This is a genomic window from Pacificoceanicola niger (assembly GCF_048553275.1).
Classification (GTDB): domain Bacteria; phylum Pseudomonadota; class Alphaproteobacteria; order Rhodobacterales; family Rhodobacteraceae; genus Pacificoceanicola.
The window spans coordinates 163,470-177,103 of sequence record NZ_JBLZMW010000007.1; the positions used below are offsets into that span (position 1 = coordinate 163,470).

Annotated in this window: 14 protein-coding genes; 7 read left to right on the forward strand and 7 right to left on the reverse strand. The window is 62.3% G+C overall.

Going from position 1 to position 13,634, the window contains the following annotated elements; all coding sequences use genetic code 11:
* Nucleotides 1-19: 19 nt before the first annotated feature.
* From ACN2XU_RS11315 to modA, 5 genes are read right to left on the reverse strand one after another with little or no spacing between them, the layout of a single operon-like run.
* Entirely contained in the window at nucleotides 20-1,543 is a 1,524-nt protein-coding gene (locus ACN2XU_RS11315; RefSeq protein ID WP_419410548.1) for a cryptochrome/photolyase family protein, read from the reverse strand.
* Nucleotides 1,540-2,205, reverse strand: a complete 666-nt coding sequence (locus ACN2XU_RS11320; protein WP_419410549.1) for an SDR family NAD(P)-dependent oxidoreductase — start codon at nucleotides 2,203-2,205, stop codon at nucleotides 1,540-1,542. Before ACN2XU_RS11320 ends, ACN2XU_RS11315 begins: the two co-directional genes overlap by 4 nt.
* A gap of 30 nt (nucleotides 2,206-2,235) precedes the next feature.
* Nucleotides 2,236-3,318 (reverse strand): molybdenum ABC transporter ATP-binding protein, encoded by a 1,083-nt coding sequence (gene modC, locus ACN2XU_RS11325; protein ID WP_419410550.1) that lies wholly within the window; start codon nucleotides 3,316-3,318, stop codon nucleotides 2,236-2,238.
* Complete coding sequence (modB, locus tag ACN2XU_RS11330) at nucleotides 3,315-4,007, reverse strand: molybdate ABC transporter permease subunit (protein WP_419410551.1); 693 nt, start codon at nucleotides 4,005-4,007, stop codon at nucleotides 3,315-3,317. Before modB ends, modC begins: the two co-directional genes overlap by 4 nt.
* 1 nt (nucleotide 4,008) lies before the next feature.
* Nucleotides 4,009-4,773: a molybdate ABC transporter substrate-binding protein gene (modA, locus tag ACN2XU_RS11335; protein WP_419410584.1), complete on the reverse strand. Its 765-nt coding sequence runs from the start codon at nucleotides 4,771-4,773 to the stop codon at nucleotides 4,009-4,011.
* 134 nt (nucleotides 4,774-4,907) lie between these two features.
* Here modA and ACN2XU_RS11340 point away from each other — a divergent pair, with 134 nt between their 5' ends.
* On the forward strand, nucleotides 4,908-5,510 hold the full coding sequence (locus ACN2XU_RS11340) for a protein-methionine-sulfoxide reductase heme-binding subunit MsrQ (RefSeq protein WP_419410552.1): 603 nt from the start codon (nucleotides 4,908-4,910) through the stop codon (nucleotides 5,508-5,510).
* Here the strand turns inward: ACN2XU_RS11340 and ACN2XU_RS11345 are convergent.
* On the reverse strand, nucleotides 5,507-5,956 hold the full coding sequence (locus tag ACN2XU_RS11345; protein WP_419410553.1) for a MarR family winged helix-turn-helix transcriptional regulator: 450 nt from the start codon (nucleotides 5,954-5,956) through the stop codon (nucleotides 5,507-5,509). The genes ACN2XU_RS11340 and ACN2XU_RS11345 overlap by 4 nt on opposite strands.
* Before the next feature lie 174 nt (nucleotides 5,957-6,130).
* On the opposite strand from ACN2XU_RS11345, the gene ACN2XU_RS11350 reads away from it, so the two are divergent.
* Nucleotides 6,131-6,826, forward strand: a complete 696-nt coding sequence (locus tag ACN2XU_RS11350; RefSeq protein WP_419410554.1) for a fumarylacetoacetate hydrolase family protein — start codon at nucleotides 6,131-6,133, stop codon at nucleotides 6,824-6,826.
* Between the two features lie 6 nt (nucleotides 6,827-6,832).
* Here ACN2XU_RS11350 and ACN2XU_RS11355 read toward each other — a convergent pair whose 3' ends face one another.
* Nucleotides 6,833-7,471 carry a TetR/AcrR family transcriptional regulator gene (locus ACN2XU_RS11355; protein WP_419410555.1) on the reverse strand — a complete coding sequence of 213 codons (639 nt, stop codon included), beginning with the start codon at nucleotides 7,469-7,471 and terminating at the stop codon, nucleotides 6,833-6,835.
* 109 nt (nucleotides 7,472-7,580) lie between these two features.
* Here ACN2XU_RS11355 and ACN2XU_RS11360 point away from each other — a divergent pair, with 109 nt between their 5' ends.
* The 5 genes from ACN2XU_RS11360 to arsJ all read left to right on the forward strand — a co-directional run bounded on the left by ACN2XU_RS11360 (nucleotide 7,581) and on the right by arsJ (nucleotide 13,468).
* Nucleotides 7,581-8,444 carry a shikimate dehydrogenase gene (locus tag ACN2XU_RS11360; RefSeq protein ID WP_419410556.1) on the forward strand — a complete coding sequence of 288 codons (864 nt, stop codon included), beginning with the start codon at nucleotides 7,581-7,583 and terminating at the stop codon, nucleotides 8,442-8,444.
* Nucleotides 8,441-10,324: a bifunctional sugar phosphate isomerase/epimerase/4-hydroxyphenylpyruvate dioxygenase family protein gene (locus ACN2XU_RS11365; RefSeq protein ID WP_419410557.1), complete on the forward strand. Its 1,884-nt coding sequence runs from the start codon at nucleotides 8,441-8,443 to the stop codon at nucleotides 10,322-10,324. Before ACN2XU_RS11360 ends, ACN2XU_RS11365 begins: the two co-directional genes overlap by 4 nt.
* A gap of 83 nt (nucleotides 10,325-10,407) precedes the next feature.
* Nucleotides 10,408-11,217: an arsenate reductase/protein-tyrosine-phosphatase family protein gene (locus ACN2XU_RS11370; RefSeq protein WP_419410558.1), complete on the forward strand. Its 810-nt coding sequence runs from the start codon at nucleotides 10,408-10,410 to the stop codon at nucleotides 11,215-11,217.
* Nucleotides 11,214-12,212, forward strand: coding sequence for an ArsJ-associated glyceraldehyde-3-phosphate dehydrogenase (locus ACN2XU_RS11375; protein WP_419410559.1), 999 nt, complete (start codon nucleotides 11,214-11,216; stop codon nucleotides 12,210-12,212). Before ACN2XU_RS11370 ends, ACN2XU_RS11375 begins: the two co-directional genes overlap by 4 nt.
* Nucleotides 12,209-13,468 carry an organoarsenical effux MFS transporter ArsJ gene (gene arsJ / locus ACN2XU_RS11380; protein ID WP_419410560.1) on the forward strand — a complete coding sequence of 420 codons (1,260 nt, stop codon included), beginning with the start codon at nucleotides 12,209-12,211 and terminating at the stop codon, nucleotides 13,466-13,468. Before ACN2XU_RS11375 ends, arsJ begins: the two co-directional genes overlap by 4 nt.
* Nucleotides 13,469-13,634 lie beyond the last annotated feature (166 nt).

Genomic DNA, 13,634 nt, shown 5'->3' on the forward strand with positions numbered 1-13,634 from the left:
GCGGACACCCGGCGCAAACTCAGACGCGGCCTCCGGCACTCATCTGCTCAAGGAAATCGTCCGCCTGCGCCAGCACCGCCTTGCGCTTGTCTGCGTCCATCCGGTCCCACGTCCGGTACATGTTCCCCATTCGGCCATTGCCCTCGAACCGTTCCCGATGCCGGTCGAGAAAATGCCAGTAGAGCAAATTGAACGGACAAGCGCCGTCCCCCACCTTCGTCTTCACATCGTAAGCGCATGTGCTGCAATAATCCGACATCTTGTCGATGTAATTGCCCGAGGAGACATAGGGCTTGGACGCAATCACGCCGCCATCGGCGAATTGGCTCATCCCTACGGTGTTCGGTGCTTCGACCCACTCGAACGCATCAATGTAAACGCTCAGGTACCATTCATGCACCTCCGCCGGGTTCACCCCGGCCAGAAGCGCGAAATTCCCCGTCACCATCAACCGCTGGATGTGGTGGGCATAGGCCTCTTCCTTGGTCTGGGCAACGGCCTGCCTCATGCAGCGCATCTTCGTCTCCGCGCCCCAGTACAGCGGCGGCAAGCCCCGCTGATGGTTCAGCCGGTTGCGACGCGGATACTCCGGCCCCTCATGAAAGTAGATGCCCCGCACGTATTCGCGCCAGCCGATGATCTGCCGGATGAACCCCTCCACGGCGTTCAGCGGCGCATCCCCCGCGCGATAGGCCGCCTCAGCCGCCTGACATACCTCAAGCGGGTCCAGCAACCCGATGTTCATATAGGCCGACAGCAGCGCATGGTACAAAAACCGCTCGCTATCCAGCATCGCATCCTGATAATCGCCGAACTTCGGCAATCCATGCGTGATGAAATGGGCCAGCGCCCGTTTGGCCTGTCCCGGCTCCGTCGCATAATGGAACGGCCGCAGATCACCGAATGTCTTGCCAAACCGCGCCTCCACCAGATCCAGCACCGCCGCCACCGTATCGTCCGGCGTGAACTGCATCGGCGCCGTGTTGATCGTGTCGGGCGCGGGCTTGCGGTTTTCGTGATCGTAATTCCACTTGCCACCCTCAGGCCCGTCACCATCCATCAACAGACCGGTCTTGCGTCGCATATCGCGGTAGAAATACTCCATCCGCAGCGCCTTGCGACCCCTGGCCCAGTCCTCGAATTCCTTGTGCGAGGCGATAAACCGGTCATCCTCCAAAATCCGCACCGCCACCGGCGCATTCTGCAGGGCTTCGATCAACCGCCATTCACCCGGTTCCGTCGCAATCACCTCCTGCGCGCCGGTCTCTTCGGTACGGCGCAGCAGTTCACCGACAATCGAGCCGCTGTTATTCGTGTCATCCAGCTCCGAATAGCGCACGTTCCAGCCATCGCTCCGCAAACGCTCTGCGAACTTGCGCATCGCGGCAAAGATCAGCGCGATCTTCTTGGGATGATGCGCGACGTAATCCGTCTCCGCCGCGACTTCCGCCATCACCACCACATCTGAGCCCTTGTCCGCCGACCGCAGCGCGGCGATGCCCTCACTCAACTGGTCACCCAGCACCAGAACCAGACGCGTCACCAAGCGATCTCCTTACCCGCATAATCGTAAAATCCACCGGTCAGCGCGGGCGTCAGCCCTTCGATCACCGCCAGAAGCCGCGCTGCCGCCTCATCCGCCGGAACCGACGGATGCCGGCCGAGGTACTTTTCCGTAAATGCCGTGCGGACCGTTCCGGGATGAAGGCAGACACAGGCCAAGTGCTTGTGAGTGCGCGCCAATTCAATCGCTGCCCCGTGCATCAACTGGTTCAGCCCGGCCTTCGCGGCACGATAGCTGTACCAGCCGCCCAGCCGGTTGTCGCCAATGCTGCCCACCCGTGCCGACAGTGACGCAAAGACCGCCGGGCGATCCTTCGGCAACAGCCGTACCGCGTGCTTCAGCACCAGCATGGGGCCAACCGCGTTGACCAGGTACTGGTCCGACAGCGCCTTGGCATTCAGGGCGCCGAGGCTTTTTTCCGGTTCCGCACCGCCGATTTCTAGCGCTCCGGTCGCGTTGAAGATCAGATCGAACGGCCCTTCCAGCGCGCCCAGATGCGCCGCAACCGAGGCCTCGTCGGTAACGTCCAGCCCGTCGTCCCGCCGTGACACTCCAGTGACTGTCACGCCTTTTGCCTCTAACGCGGAAAAGATCGCCGATCCGATCCCCCCCGAGTGCCCAATGATCAATGCCTGTCTCATGCCCGGCAGATAGCGGGCACCGCACCGGCTTCAAGCGCCGCCGACATCCTCCGGTGCAATCGCCACCGTCTTGAGAACCGCATGGCACTCGGCCCCCTCGACGACGCCCAGCGCGGCCGCCGACCGCCGCGTGATCCGCGCCAGCACCGTTCCCGCAGGTGTGGCAAGCGAAACAATCGCCCCCGGCCCGCCGCCCTCTCGGATCGCCTCGACCCGGCCCGGAATGATGTTGAGCGCCGACAGCCCCTCTGGCCGTCCCCGCGCGAGGATCACCTCCTGTGCCGGAATCCGCACACGCAGGCTTGCCCCGACCGCATGGCGCACCCGTGGCAGATGCAGCCGGACACCCCCCGCGTCCAACTCGCTCAGCCCATCGGCGTGATGCGCGACCACCACGGCCCGCAGCACCGCGCCCGCGCCGCGTACACCGGTCGGCAGCACGCTCGCATCGCCAAGCACCTCTGCCGCCGGCCCCTGCCGCGCTACACGCCCGTTCTGCAAGGCCACAACCGACGTGGCCAGCCGCGCCACCTCGGCCGGCGCATGGCTGACGTAGAGGATCGGCACCATTGCCTCGTCCCGAAGCCGTTCGAAGTACGGCAAGATCTCCGCCTTTCGTGCTTCATCGAGCGCTGCCAAGGGCTCATCCGCCAGGATCAACTCCGGACCCGCCAGAAGCGCCCGCCCGATGGCCACCCGCTGCTTCTCCCCGCCGGACAGGGCGCCGGGCCGCCGCTCCAGCAGCCCTTCGAGCCCAAGCATGGCGATCACCTGATCCGGTTCCGCCCCGCCACGTCCCCGCGCGAACCAGCGGCCATAATTAAGATTCTGCCGCACCGTCAGATGCGGAAACAGCCGCCCTTCCTGAAAGACATAGCCAAGCCGCCGCGCCTCCGGCCGAAGGCACAGGCCCCGCTCCGTATCGAGCAACACCCGCCCATCCACGGCCACACGCCCGACATCCGGCCGCAGCAACCCAGCGACGGCATTCACGATCGTCGTCTTGCCCGACCCGGACCGCCCGAACAGCACCGTGAGCCCCGCGGGCGCCTCGAAATCCACGTCCAGCGTCAGCCCATCGAACCGATGTTTGAGGCGCACCGACAACGTCATGCCCCGCCCACCCGTCTCGCAGCCCGCCGCGACAGCCACTCAGAGGCCAACAAGGCGCCCATCGCGATGGCCACCGAAATGGCCACCAACCGCAGTGCCGAAGCCTCCCCACCCGGCACCTGCAGGAAGGCATAGACCGCCGAAGGCAGCGTCTGAGTCTGCCCTGGGATGTTGCTGACGAAGGTGATCGTTGCGCCGAATTCGCCCATCGCCTTGGCAAAGGCAAGAATCGCGCCGGCGATGATCCCCGGCAAGGTCAGCGGCAGCGTCACCGTCGCAAAAACCCACAGCCGGGAGGCCCCGAGCGTCGCCGCCGCCTGCTCCAATCCTGGATCGACCGCTTCCAGCGAGAGCCGCATCGCCCGCACCATCAACGGAAAGGCCATGACCGCCGCAGCCAGCGCCGCCCCGGTCCACCGAAAGGCAAAGACAATGCCGATCTCCTGCAAGGCCGCGCCAATCGGCCCCCGCGTGCCAAACGTCAGAAGCAGCAGATACCCCGTCACGACAGGCGGCAGGATCAACGGCAGATGTACCAACCCGTTGACCAACTGCTTGCCGCGAAAATCCCAGCGGGCCAAAGCATAGGCTACGAAGAGACCGAACGGCAGCGAGGCCAGCACCGCCCAGAAGGCCACGCGCAGCGACAGCGCCACCGCCTGCCATTCCTCGGGCGTGAGCCAGTCCACCTCAGTCCTCCAGCACCGTGAAGCCCTGCGCCTCGAACACGGCGCGGGCTTCGGCGCTTTGCAGATAGGTCAGGAAATCATCGGCGGCCGCTCCACTGCCTGCGATCCGCGCGGCCGGATACAGGATCGGCTGATGGCTGCCCGCTGGGAAATCCGCCAAAACGGCCACGGCGGGTTCAGCCGCCGCATCCGTGGCATAGACGACGCCCATCGGCGCCTCGCCCAGCGCCACCAGCGCAAGCGCCGCGCGCACATTGTCCACCTGTGCCACCCGCGTCTCCACGTCGGACCACAGGCCGAGGCTCATCAGCGCGTCCTTGCCATAGATCCCCGCCGGCACCGCCTCGACCAAAGCCATGGCCAGCCGCCCGGCGCCGAGCCGCCCGGGCAGATCGGCCCAATCGTCCAGTGCTGCGCCCTGCCCGACAAGCACAAGCGTATTGCCCAGAACGTCACGCCGCGTGCCCGGCTCCAAAAGGCCCAGCGCCGCGATATGATCCATCCAACCGACATTTGCCGAGATGAACACATCCGCCGGGGCGCCGTGTTCGATCTGCCGCGCCAGCGCCGAAGATCCCGCCAGTGATACGACAAGGTCATGTCCTGTGTCCGCCTCGAACAGCGGCCCGATCTCGTCCAGGGCCGTCTTCAGGCTCGCGGCGGCAAAGACCGTAATCCGTTCCGCCGAGGCCACGCCCGCCGCGCCAACCAGCGCCACACACAGACAGATGAATCGCAGATAACCCAAGTCTCGCCCTTTCCGCATCCTGCCCCTGACAAGCCACAGCACCACGACCGGCGCAAGCCCGTCGCAGTATTGCAGGATTTTTCGCAAAACACCGACGGAGAATTCAACCTGCCGCGTTAGACCATCGTCCACATCAAAACAGGCACCGTTTCATGACCCGACTAAATCCCTACTGGCTTTGGGCTTTGCTGGCCCTGCCGCCGCTGTACTGGAGCTATCAGGCTCTCTCATCCGACAATGCCCGCATCATCCACATTCTCGTGCATCCCACCGGCGAATGGTCCGCGCGGCTGTTGATCATCACCATGATGGCCACGCCACTCGTCATGCTGTTCAAGGGCTGGCGCGGGCCGCAATGGCTCAAGAAGAACCGCCGCTATCTCGGTGTTGCGGCCTTTGGCTATGCCGCGCTGCACACGCTGTTCTACTTGACCGACAAAGGATCGTTGGACACCATTGTCGCCGAAGTGCCGCGCTTCTACATCTGGACCGGCTGGATCGCCTTCACCATCTTCATTCCGCTGGCCATAACCTCTATGGACTACTTTGTACGCGTCATGGGACCCCGGTGGAAAACGGTGCAACGCTTTACCTATGCGGCTGCCGTGCTGACGCTGCTGCATTGGGCCTCGCTGCACAACTGGGGTCATCCGATGGGCGCGGTTGTCCACTTCGCGCCGCTTGCCGCGCTGGAAGTCTACCGCATCTGGTACTGGGTCAACAAACGCCGCATGCGCCGCGCCGCCATGGTCTAGGCGTCATCCCCATACGCTGCCTTCAGGGCGAGCCCGAGAAACCGCTCGCGCTCGCCTTCATCCAGACCGCCGAGGATATCCTCCTGCAAGCGGGTCACCGTCGGCCGGAAGCCATCGAGCAGCGCCGTGCCCGCCTCGGTCAACGTCAGGACCCGGGCGCGCCGATCCGTCTCTGAGACCTCCCGCGCCAGAAGTCCCTTGTGCTCCAATCGGTCGATCACGCCGCCAATCGTGGCCCGGTCATAGGCGATAAGCGCCGCCACGGTCGCCTGATCGACACCGGGGTTGGCGCCCACCGCCTCCATCGCAGCATATTGCACCGGCGTCAGATCAAGCCCCGCCGCCTTCGCTTCCGCCTGAAATCTCTGATGGGACAGCTGGTGCAGACGGCGAATCAAATGCCCCGCCATGCGTTGAAACGCCATTGTTGGCTTGATCTCGGGCACCGTGACCTCTTCGCTCTGGATTGCTTCGGCGGATCATACAAAACACCCCGCTCCTCCGGTAGTATGCATTCCAACAATATGCACACATGGCATCCTGCGGGGCTGGAAACTCCCACCGCATTGGCTCTACGGTTTGCAAAACGCGCTTACGCGAACCAAGCAAAGGACATACCCATGGGCTATGTGATCGACCCCGCCCCCACGCCTTCTGTCGCCGTTGACGGCACCGAAGACCGCTTCCCGGTACGGCGCATCTTCTGTGTCGGGCGCAATTATGCCGCCCACGCCCGCGAAATGGGCAAGGATCCGGATCGCGAACCGCCCTTCTTCTTCACCAAACCGGCAGATGCCGTGGTCGACACCGGCCAGACCGTGCCGTATCCGCCGCAAACCGAAGACCTGCACTATGAAGCGGAAATGGTCGTCGCAATCGGCACCGGCGGACGCGACATTTCAGAGGCGGACGCGCTCGATCACGTGTGGGGCTATGGCACCGGCAATGACCTCACCCGCCGCGATCTTCAGAAAGTGGCCAAGGACATGGGCCGCCCCTGGGATTGGGGCAAGGCCTTCGACAACTCCGCCATCATCGGGCCGCTCCGCCCGGTGTCCAAGGTTGGGCACCCGGCGTCCGGCTCGATCTCCCTGACCGTGAATGGCGAAACGAGGCAGGACGGCGACCTGACAGAGTTGATCTGGTCGATTCCGGAGGTGATCTCGATCCTCTCCCGTTCCATCGCGTTGCAGCCCGGCGATCTGATCATGTCCGGCACCCCCGCTGGTGTCGGCGCGTTGAAGCCGGGCGACATTTGCACCGCCTCGGTCGTCGGTCTTGCCGAGTGCACCGTCACCATCGGCGCGCGGGACTGAGAGCCATCAGGCGCGGGCGTAGCCAAGGATCGTCCGCACCACTTCTTCGCGCAGGCGCTCCTGCTCCGGATCGCGGAACAGAGCGTCACCGTAGAGCGCCGAAAATGTGGGCCGGTTCGAGACGTTGAAGAAACACTGCGCCGAGATCTGCCAGTGCAGCATCATCGCATCCAGATCGGCCCGAAACGCCCCTGCGGCAATGCCGCGTTTCACAAGGTTTTCCAGATCCGAAATCGCACCGGCATTCACGCTCCGGATCACCTCGGAATCGCTCAAATGCGCGGCACGATGCACGTTTTCGATCATGACCAGCCGGACAAGGTCAGTGTTTTCCCGGTGATGGTCAAACGTGAAGCGAACCAACCGCGCCAGCGCCATCACCGGCTCCACACCGGCCAGATCGAGCTGCGATTCTGCCTCTCGAATACGCCCATAGGCGGCTTCCAGAGCGGCACGATAGAGCCCCTCCTTGTCGCCAAAATAGTAGTAAATCATGCGCTTGGAGGTCTTTGTTAGGGCGACGATCTCTTCGATCCGCCCACCTTTTAGCCCACTTTCGGAAAATACCGAAATCGCGACACGCAGGATATCGCCGCGCACCGCATCCGGGTTTTGCTTCCATGTCTTGCGGGCTGACGGCTGCATCCGGGTCTCCAACACTGGCAATCGCATAGCACATTTAACCGTATGGTACAAAATCTTTTGACGGCGAATGAACCATGCGGTACAAATTGACCAAACTGCGGAGTCCATCATGACTGACTTTTCCCGATCCATGGCCCAAACGCGCCCTTTCAAGGTAGGCTTGATCGGACGCGGTATTCAGGCGTCGCGCACCCCCGCGATGCACATCGCCGCAGGTCAGGTCCTCGGATTCGACTACCGCTACACCCTGCTTGATCTCGACCAAATGACCACCGAACCGGCGCTCTGTGACCTGCTGGACAAGGCAGAGGCCGAAGGCTTCGCCGGGCTCAACATCACATTTCCCTACAAGAAGCAGGTCATGCAGCACCTGCACCACCTGTCCGACTCCGCCCGAACCGTTGGTGCAGTGAATACAGTGGTTTTCCGCGATGGGGAGCGTCACGGTCATAACACCGATTTCTGGGGTTTTGCCGAGGGCATGCGCCAGCATCTGCCCGGCGCCGATATGGCAACCACGCTCCTGCTTGGCGCGGGTGGCGCGGGCGGCGCCGTGGCCCATGCGCTGAAGGCGCTCGGCACGCAGACCTTGCTGATCCATGACATCGACCCGAAGACCGCCGACGCCCTCGCAGAGCAGACCGGTGGCACTCCCGTCACCTCCCTCGAAGCGGCCTCAAGGGCCGCGACCGGCGTTGTCAACGCCACCCCGATGGGCATGGCCAAGCTGCCCGGCACCGCCATCCCGCCCGACCTGCTGCGCGCGGATCACTGGGTCACGGACATTGTCTATTTCCCTCTTGAAACAGCCCTCCTGCGCGCCGCGCGCGCCAAGGGGTGCCGCACTCTCAACGGCGGCGGCATGGCGCTTTTTCAGGCGGTCCGCGCCTTCGAACTCTTCACCGGGACAAAGCCAGACCCCGCCGTGATGCGCGCCCGCTTCGAGGCCTTTGATACTGGATTATCCCAATGAAAACAGGCATCGCGACTGTCTCAATCTCCGGCGATTTCCGCACGAAACTCTCTGCCATCGCCGCAGCCGGCTACTCCGGCATCGAGATCTTCGAACAGGATTTCATCGCGTATGACGGATCTCCCAACGACGTCGGCCAAATGGTGCGCGATCACGGGCTGGACGTCCTTCTTTTTCAACCCTTCCGCGATTTCGAGGGGCTGCCAGAACCGCTTCGCGCCAAAGCCTTCGACCGCGCCGAACGCAAGTTCGACCTGATGCAGGCGCTCGGAACTGACCTGGTGCTGGTCTGTTCCTCGTGCCACAAGGCCGCGCTTGGTGGGATCGACCGGGCCGCCGCCGACTTCCACGAACTCGGGGAACGCGCGGCGCAACGCGGCCTGCGCGTCGGTTACGAAGCCCTCGCCTGGGGCCGCCATGTCAACGATCACCGAGACGCGTGGGAGATCGTCCGCCGCGCCGATCATCCGAACATCGGGCTGGTGCTCGACAGCTTCCACACGCTCGCTCGCAAGATCGACCCGGAGACCATCCGCCGCATTCCCGGCGACAAAATCTTCTTTGTCCAGCTCGCCGACGCACCGCAGATCGAGATGGACCTGCTCTACTGGTCGCGTCACTTCCGTAACATGCCCGGAGAGGGCGACCTCGCCGTGACCGACTTCATGCGCGCCGTTATGGCCACGGGCTACAGCGGACCGATCTCGCTGGAGATCTTCAATGATCACTTCCGCGGCAGCTCCACACGCGGAGTCGCCTGCGACGGCTACCGCTCGCTGATCTCGCTAATGGATGACGTGCGCCGCGCCGAGCCGACACTGGCCGTGGACCTGCCCGTCATTCCTGCCCGCGTCAGGCCGAAAGGCGTCAGCTTTGTCGAATTCGCCACGCGCGGACAGGAGGCGCGCGACCTCGAAGCCACGCTTCACGCTCTCGGGTTCGAACAAGCCAGCAAACATCGGAACAAGGCGCTGACGCTCTGGCAACAGGGCGAGATCCGGATCGTGTTAAACGCCGAAACAACCGGCCACGCTGACCACAGCTGGAACGCCCGTGGCACTGCTGTCTGCGACATCGGCCTGCAGGTCAGCGCCGCCACTGATGCCCTCGACCGTGCAAAAGCCCTCGGAATCGAACCCTTTTCCCAACCAACTGGCCCAGGTGAGCTGGACATTCCCGCCATGCGCGGTCTCTCCGGCAGCGTTTTGCATCTGCTCGACGACAGTTCCGACCTTGCCTCCGTCTGGGAGGCAGAGTTCGGCGTCGCGACCACGCCGAAGGGAGCTGGTCTCACCCGAATCGACCACCTTGCGCAAACCATGAGCTATGAGGACATGCTCAGCTGGACGCTCTTTTACGGCGCGGTTTTCGACATGCAGAAAAGCCCGATGCACGACGTCATCGACCCCGACGGGCTTGTGCGCTCGCAGGTCCTCGAAACCAGCGACGGAGCCCTGCGCATCACGCTCAATGGCGCTGACACGCATCGCACGCTTGCCGGGCGCTTTCTGTCGGAGAGTTTCGGTGCCCCGGTTCAGCATATCGCCATGACCACGGACGATATTTTTTCCACCATGGATCGCCTGGCGGACCGCGGCTTCGAACCTCTACCCATGCCGCGGAACTACTACGACGATCTTGCCGCGCGCTTTGACTTTCCAGCCGGGCTGATGGAACGCATGCAGGCCCGCAATGTGCTCTATGACCGGGACGAGAAAGGCGAATTCTTTCAAGTCTATTCAAAGGCTTTCGCCGGCGGCCTGTTCTTCGAGATCGTTCAGCGCAGTCACGGCTATACCGGCTTTGGCGCCCCCAATGCGCCCTTTCGCATCGCCGCGCAAAAACGGCTCCGTCACACGCCCGGTGTTCCTGACTTCTAATTAATTCAATAAACTACGAAATAATCGCTAGTCACACGCAAGAATCGCTTGACCGCGTATCAAATTTCTATATTTCACGAATTATGGATGAAACTGCCCTCTCACAACTTGCGTGCCTGAGCCACCCTCAACGCCTTGCTATTTTCCGCCTGCTCGTGCGCCGCTATCCGGACGAAGTTCCGGCCGGCGAGATCGTCACCGCACTCGGATTGAAGCCATCGACCGGCTCGGTCTACCTCGGCGCTCTGACAAAAACCGGGCTGATCCGGAAGCATCGTATCGGCACGTCACTCCTCTACCGTGCGACGCTGCCCGCGCTTCGGGATCTTGTCGGTTTTCTCGTCGAAGACTGCTGTCAGGGCCGCGCCGATCTTTGCCCGGCACCGCAGCCGCTTAACGCCGATCACCTCAACGTTGTCTTCCTCTGCACCGGCAATTCAGCCCGCTCCTTGATGGCAGAAGCAATTCTGCGCGATGCCACTATTCCGGGCATGAAGGTTTATTCCGCCGGCACGGATCCGTATCGAAATCCAAACCAAACTGCTTTAAAGATTCTTCAAAAGCAAGGGCATAGCATCGACACTCTTCGATGCAAACCCTTGGAGGAAATCGGCGAGACCCTGCCTCGTGTCGATCTGCTGCTTACCGTGTGTGATCGCGCCGCCAACCGCGTTGGCCCGAAATGGCCGGGCAATCCGGTGATGGCCCATTGGGGACTGCCGGACCCGGTGCAGATCGACGGCGACAAGAAAGCGCGCAAGGCCGCGTTCCAGAGAACCTACGACACCCTGCGACACCGGATCGATACATTCGCCGGGCTACCTTTGACGCAAATGCACCGAAACGACCTGCAAAAAGCGATGGATCGCATCGCCACGATGGAACCGACATGATCACATATGCACTCAACGGCCTTGGCCGTATCGGCAAACTCGCCCTCAAACCCTTGCTCGAAAGCGGCGCGAGGATTGCCTGGATCAACGACACGGTTGGCACGCCAGAGATGCACGCCCATCTTCTGGAATTTGATACAGTGCATGGCCGTTGGGATGCGAATTTCACGTTTGATCGAAATAGCATCTCGGTAGACGGCACGCGCTTGCCTGTCTTTAATTCGAAGAATCTAGAAGATTTACCGCTCGGGGGCGTCGATGTGGTCATTGACTGCACCGGCGCCTTCAAGACAGAGGCAAAGCTCGCCCCCTATTTCGCCGCCGGCGTCAGGAAGGTCGTCGTTTCCGCGCCCGTCAAGGATGGCCCAACCGCCAACATCGTTTTCGGCGTCAACGATGATGTCTACGACCCGAAAAAGCACAGCATCGTGACCGCGGCCTCCTGCACCACCAACTGCCTCGCGCCCGTGGTGAAGGTCATTCACGAAGCCTTGCGGATCAGGCATGGCTCGATCACCACGATCCACGACGTGACTAACACTCAGACCATCGTTGATCGCCCTGCCAAAGACCTGCGCCGCGCCCGCTCCGCGCTCAATTCCCTGATCCCGACCACCACGGGAAGCGCTACCGCGATCACACTTATCTACCCGGAACTGAAGGGAAAACTGAACGGACACGCGGTCCGCGTTCCGCTGCTCAATGCCTCGCTGACCGACTGCGTCTTCGAAGTAGAACAGCCCACAACGGCAGAGGAAGTCAACGCCCTGTTCGAAGCCGCCGCCAACGGCCCGCTCAAAGGCATCCTCGGCTACGAGACCCGCCCGCTGGTGTCCACAGATTACACCAATGATCCGCGGTCCAGCATCGTGGACGCGCCGTCAACCATGGTCATCAATGGCACGCAGGTGAAGATCTATGCCTGGTACGACAACGAATGGGGCTATGCGAACCGGCTCGTCGATGTTGCTCTGATGGTTGGAAAGTCCCTGTGAGACAGGGACTTTCAGCCTACATCGCGGTCACGGCCGCCTATTGGGCCTTCATGCTCACCGATGGCGCGCTGCGGATGCTGGTGCTTTTGCATTTTCACAGCCTCGGATTTTCTCCCGTCCAACTCGCCTATCTCTTTGTGCTGTATGAGGTGGCCGGCGTGATCACAAATCTCTGCGCGGGATGGATCGCCGCACGTTTTGGTCTGACCTCTACGCTCTATGCCGGGCTTGGCCTTCAGGTCATCGCCTTGCTGGCACTGACACAGCTTGATCCGGGCTGGACGATTGCGGCTTCTGTCACTTTTGTCATGCTGGTGCAGGGTGCCTCAGGCGTGGCCAAGGATCTGGCCAAAATGTCCTCCAAGTCAGCCGTCAAACTGCTCGCCCCGGATACGAAGGACGGGCTGTTTCGCTGGGTCGCACTGCTCACTGGCTCCAAGAACGCCATCAAAGGCTTCGGGTTCCTGCTTGGCGCCGCCCTGCTGGCCACGCTCGGCTTTGTCGCCGCAATTCTGTCGATGGCGGCAATCCTCGCTTTGATCCTCGCGGCCGTGGCGCTCAAGATGCCAGGCGGGTTGCCGCGCGGTCGCAAAGACGCGAAAATCTCCGAGGTTTTCTCCACAAACAGCAACATAAACTGGCTAAGCCTGGCTCGCATCTTTCTCTTTGGCGCGCGCGATGTCTGGTTCGTCGTCGGCATTCCGATCTACTTCTATGCGGTTCTCTCGGACGGCACGGAAGCGGGCAACCGGGCAGCATTTTTCGCAATCGGCACCTTCATGGCGGGCTGGATTATCCTTTATGGGATCGTGCAGGCCAATGCCCCGCGTCTGCTCAGAGCCAAGACCCGCAGCATGGCAGAGATCACCGGCCTTGCCCGCCATTGGGCCGCAGCGCTCAGTGTGATCCCCGCCGGGCTGGCGCTGCTGAGCTGGCTCGCGGGTGCTCCGGCGCCTTGGCTGACGGTCACGCTTGTCCTCGGCCTGCTGGCGTTCGGCGCTCTCTTCGCTGTCAACTCCGCGCTGCACAGCTATCTGATCCTCGGCTTCACCACCGGCGACCGGGTTACCATGGACGTGGGCTTTTACTATATGGCCAACGCGGCCGGGCGGTTGCTCGGGACGCTTTTTTCGGGAGTCAGCTATCAGATTGGCGGGCTTCCGCTCTGCCTTGGCACCGCGGCCGCGATGGTCGCGATCAGCGCACTTGCGGCGCGCAAATTGAAGCCGGTCGAGACGGATTCACCCCAGAAGTGAATCGGTTCCCACAGGACAAAATCGCCTGAAATCAACGGCGTCCCCCTTGGTCGCCACATACGGTCCCAAATTATTATCCAAATATTCACAATGCATTAACCAAGAACTGCCTGTAATTGCTGCAGTGCGGAAACGATTTTCATTGACCGAAGGGCATTCAGTAATG

Bases quoted from the DNA above. Each gene is read 5' to 3' on its own strand.
- ACN2XU_RS11320 (WP_419410549.1), bottom strand. From the start codon at position 2,205: ATGAGACAGGCATTGATCATTGGGCACTCGGGGGGGATCGGATCGGCG.
- modC (WP_419410550.1), bottom strand. From the start codon at position 3,318: ATGACGTTGTCGGTGCGCCTCAAACATCGGTTCGATGGGCTGACGCTG.
- modA (WP_419410584.1), bottom strand. From the start codon at position 4,773: ATGCGGAAAGGGCGAGACTTGGGTTATCTGCGATTCATCTGTCTGTGT.
- ACN2XU_RS11340 (WP_419410552.1), top strand. From the start codon at position 4,908: ATGACCCGACTAAATCCCTACTGGCTTTGGGCTTTGCTGGCCCTGCCG.
- ACN2XU_RS11350 (WP_419410554.1), top strand. From the start codon at position 6,131: ATGGGCTATGTGATCGACCCCGCCCCCACGCCTTCTGTCGCCGTTGAC.
- ACN2XU_RS11355 (WP_419410555.1), bottom strand. From the start codon at position 7,471: ATGCAGCCGTCAGCCCGCAAGACATGGAAGCAAAACCCGGATGCGGTG.
- ACN2XU_RS11360 (WP_419410556.1), top strand. From the start codon at position 7,581: ATGACTGACTTTTCCCGATCCATGGCCCAAACGCGCCCTTTCAAGGTA.
- ACN2XU_RS11365 (WP_419410557.1), top strand. From the start codon at position 8,441: ATGAAAACAGGCATCGCGACTGTCTCAATCTCCGGCGATTTCCGCACG.
- ACN2XU_RS11370 (WP_419410558.1), top strand. From the start codon at position 10,408: ATGGATGAAACTGCCCTCTCACAACTTGCGTGCCTGAGCCACCCTCAA.
- ACN2XU_RS11375 (WP_419410559.1), top strand. From the start codon at position 11,214: ATGATCACATATGCACTCAACGGCCTTGGCCGTATCGGCAAACTCGCC.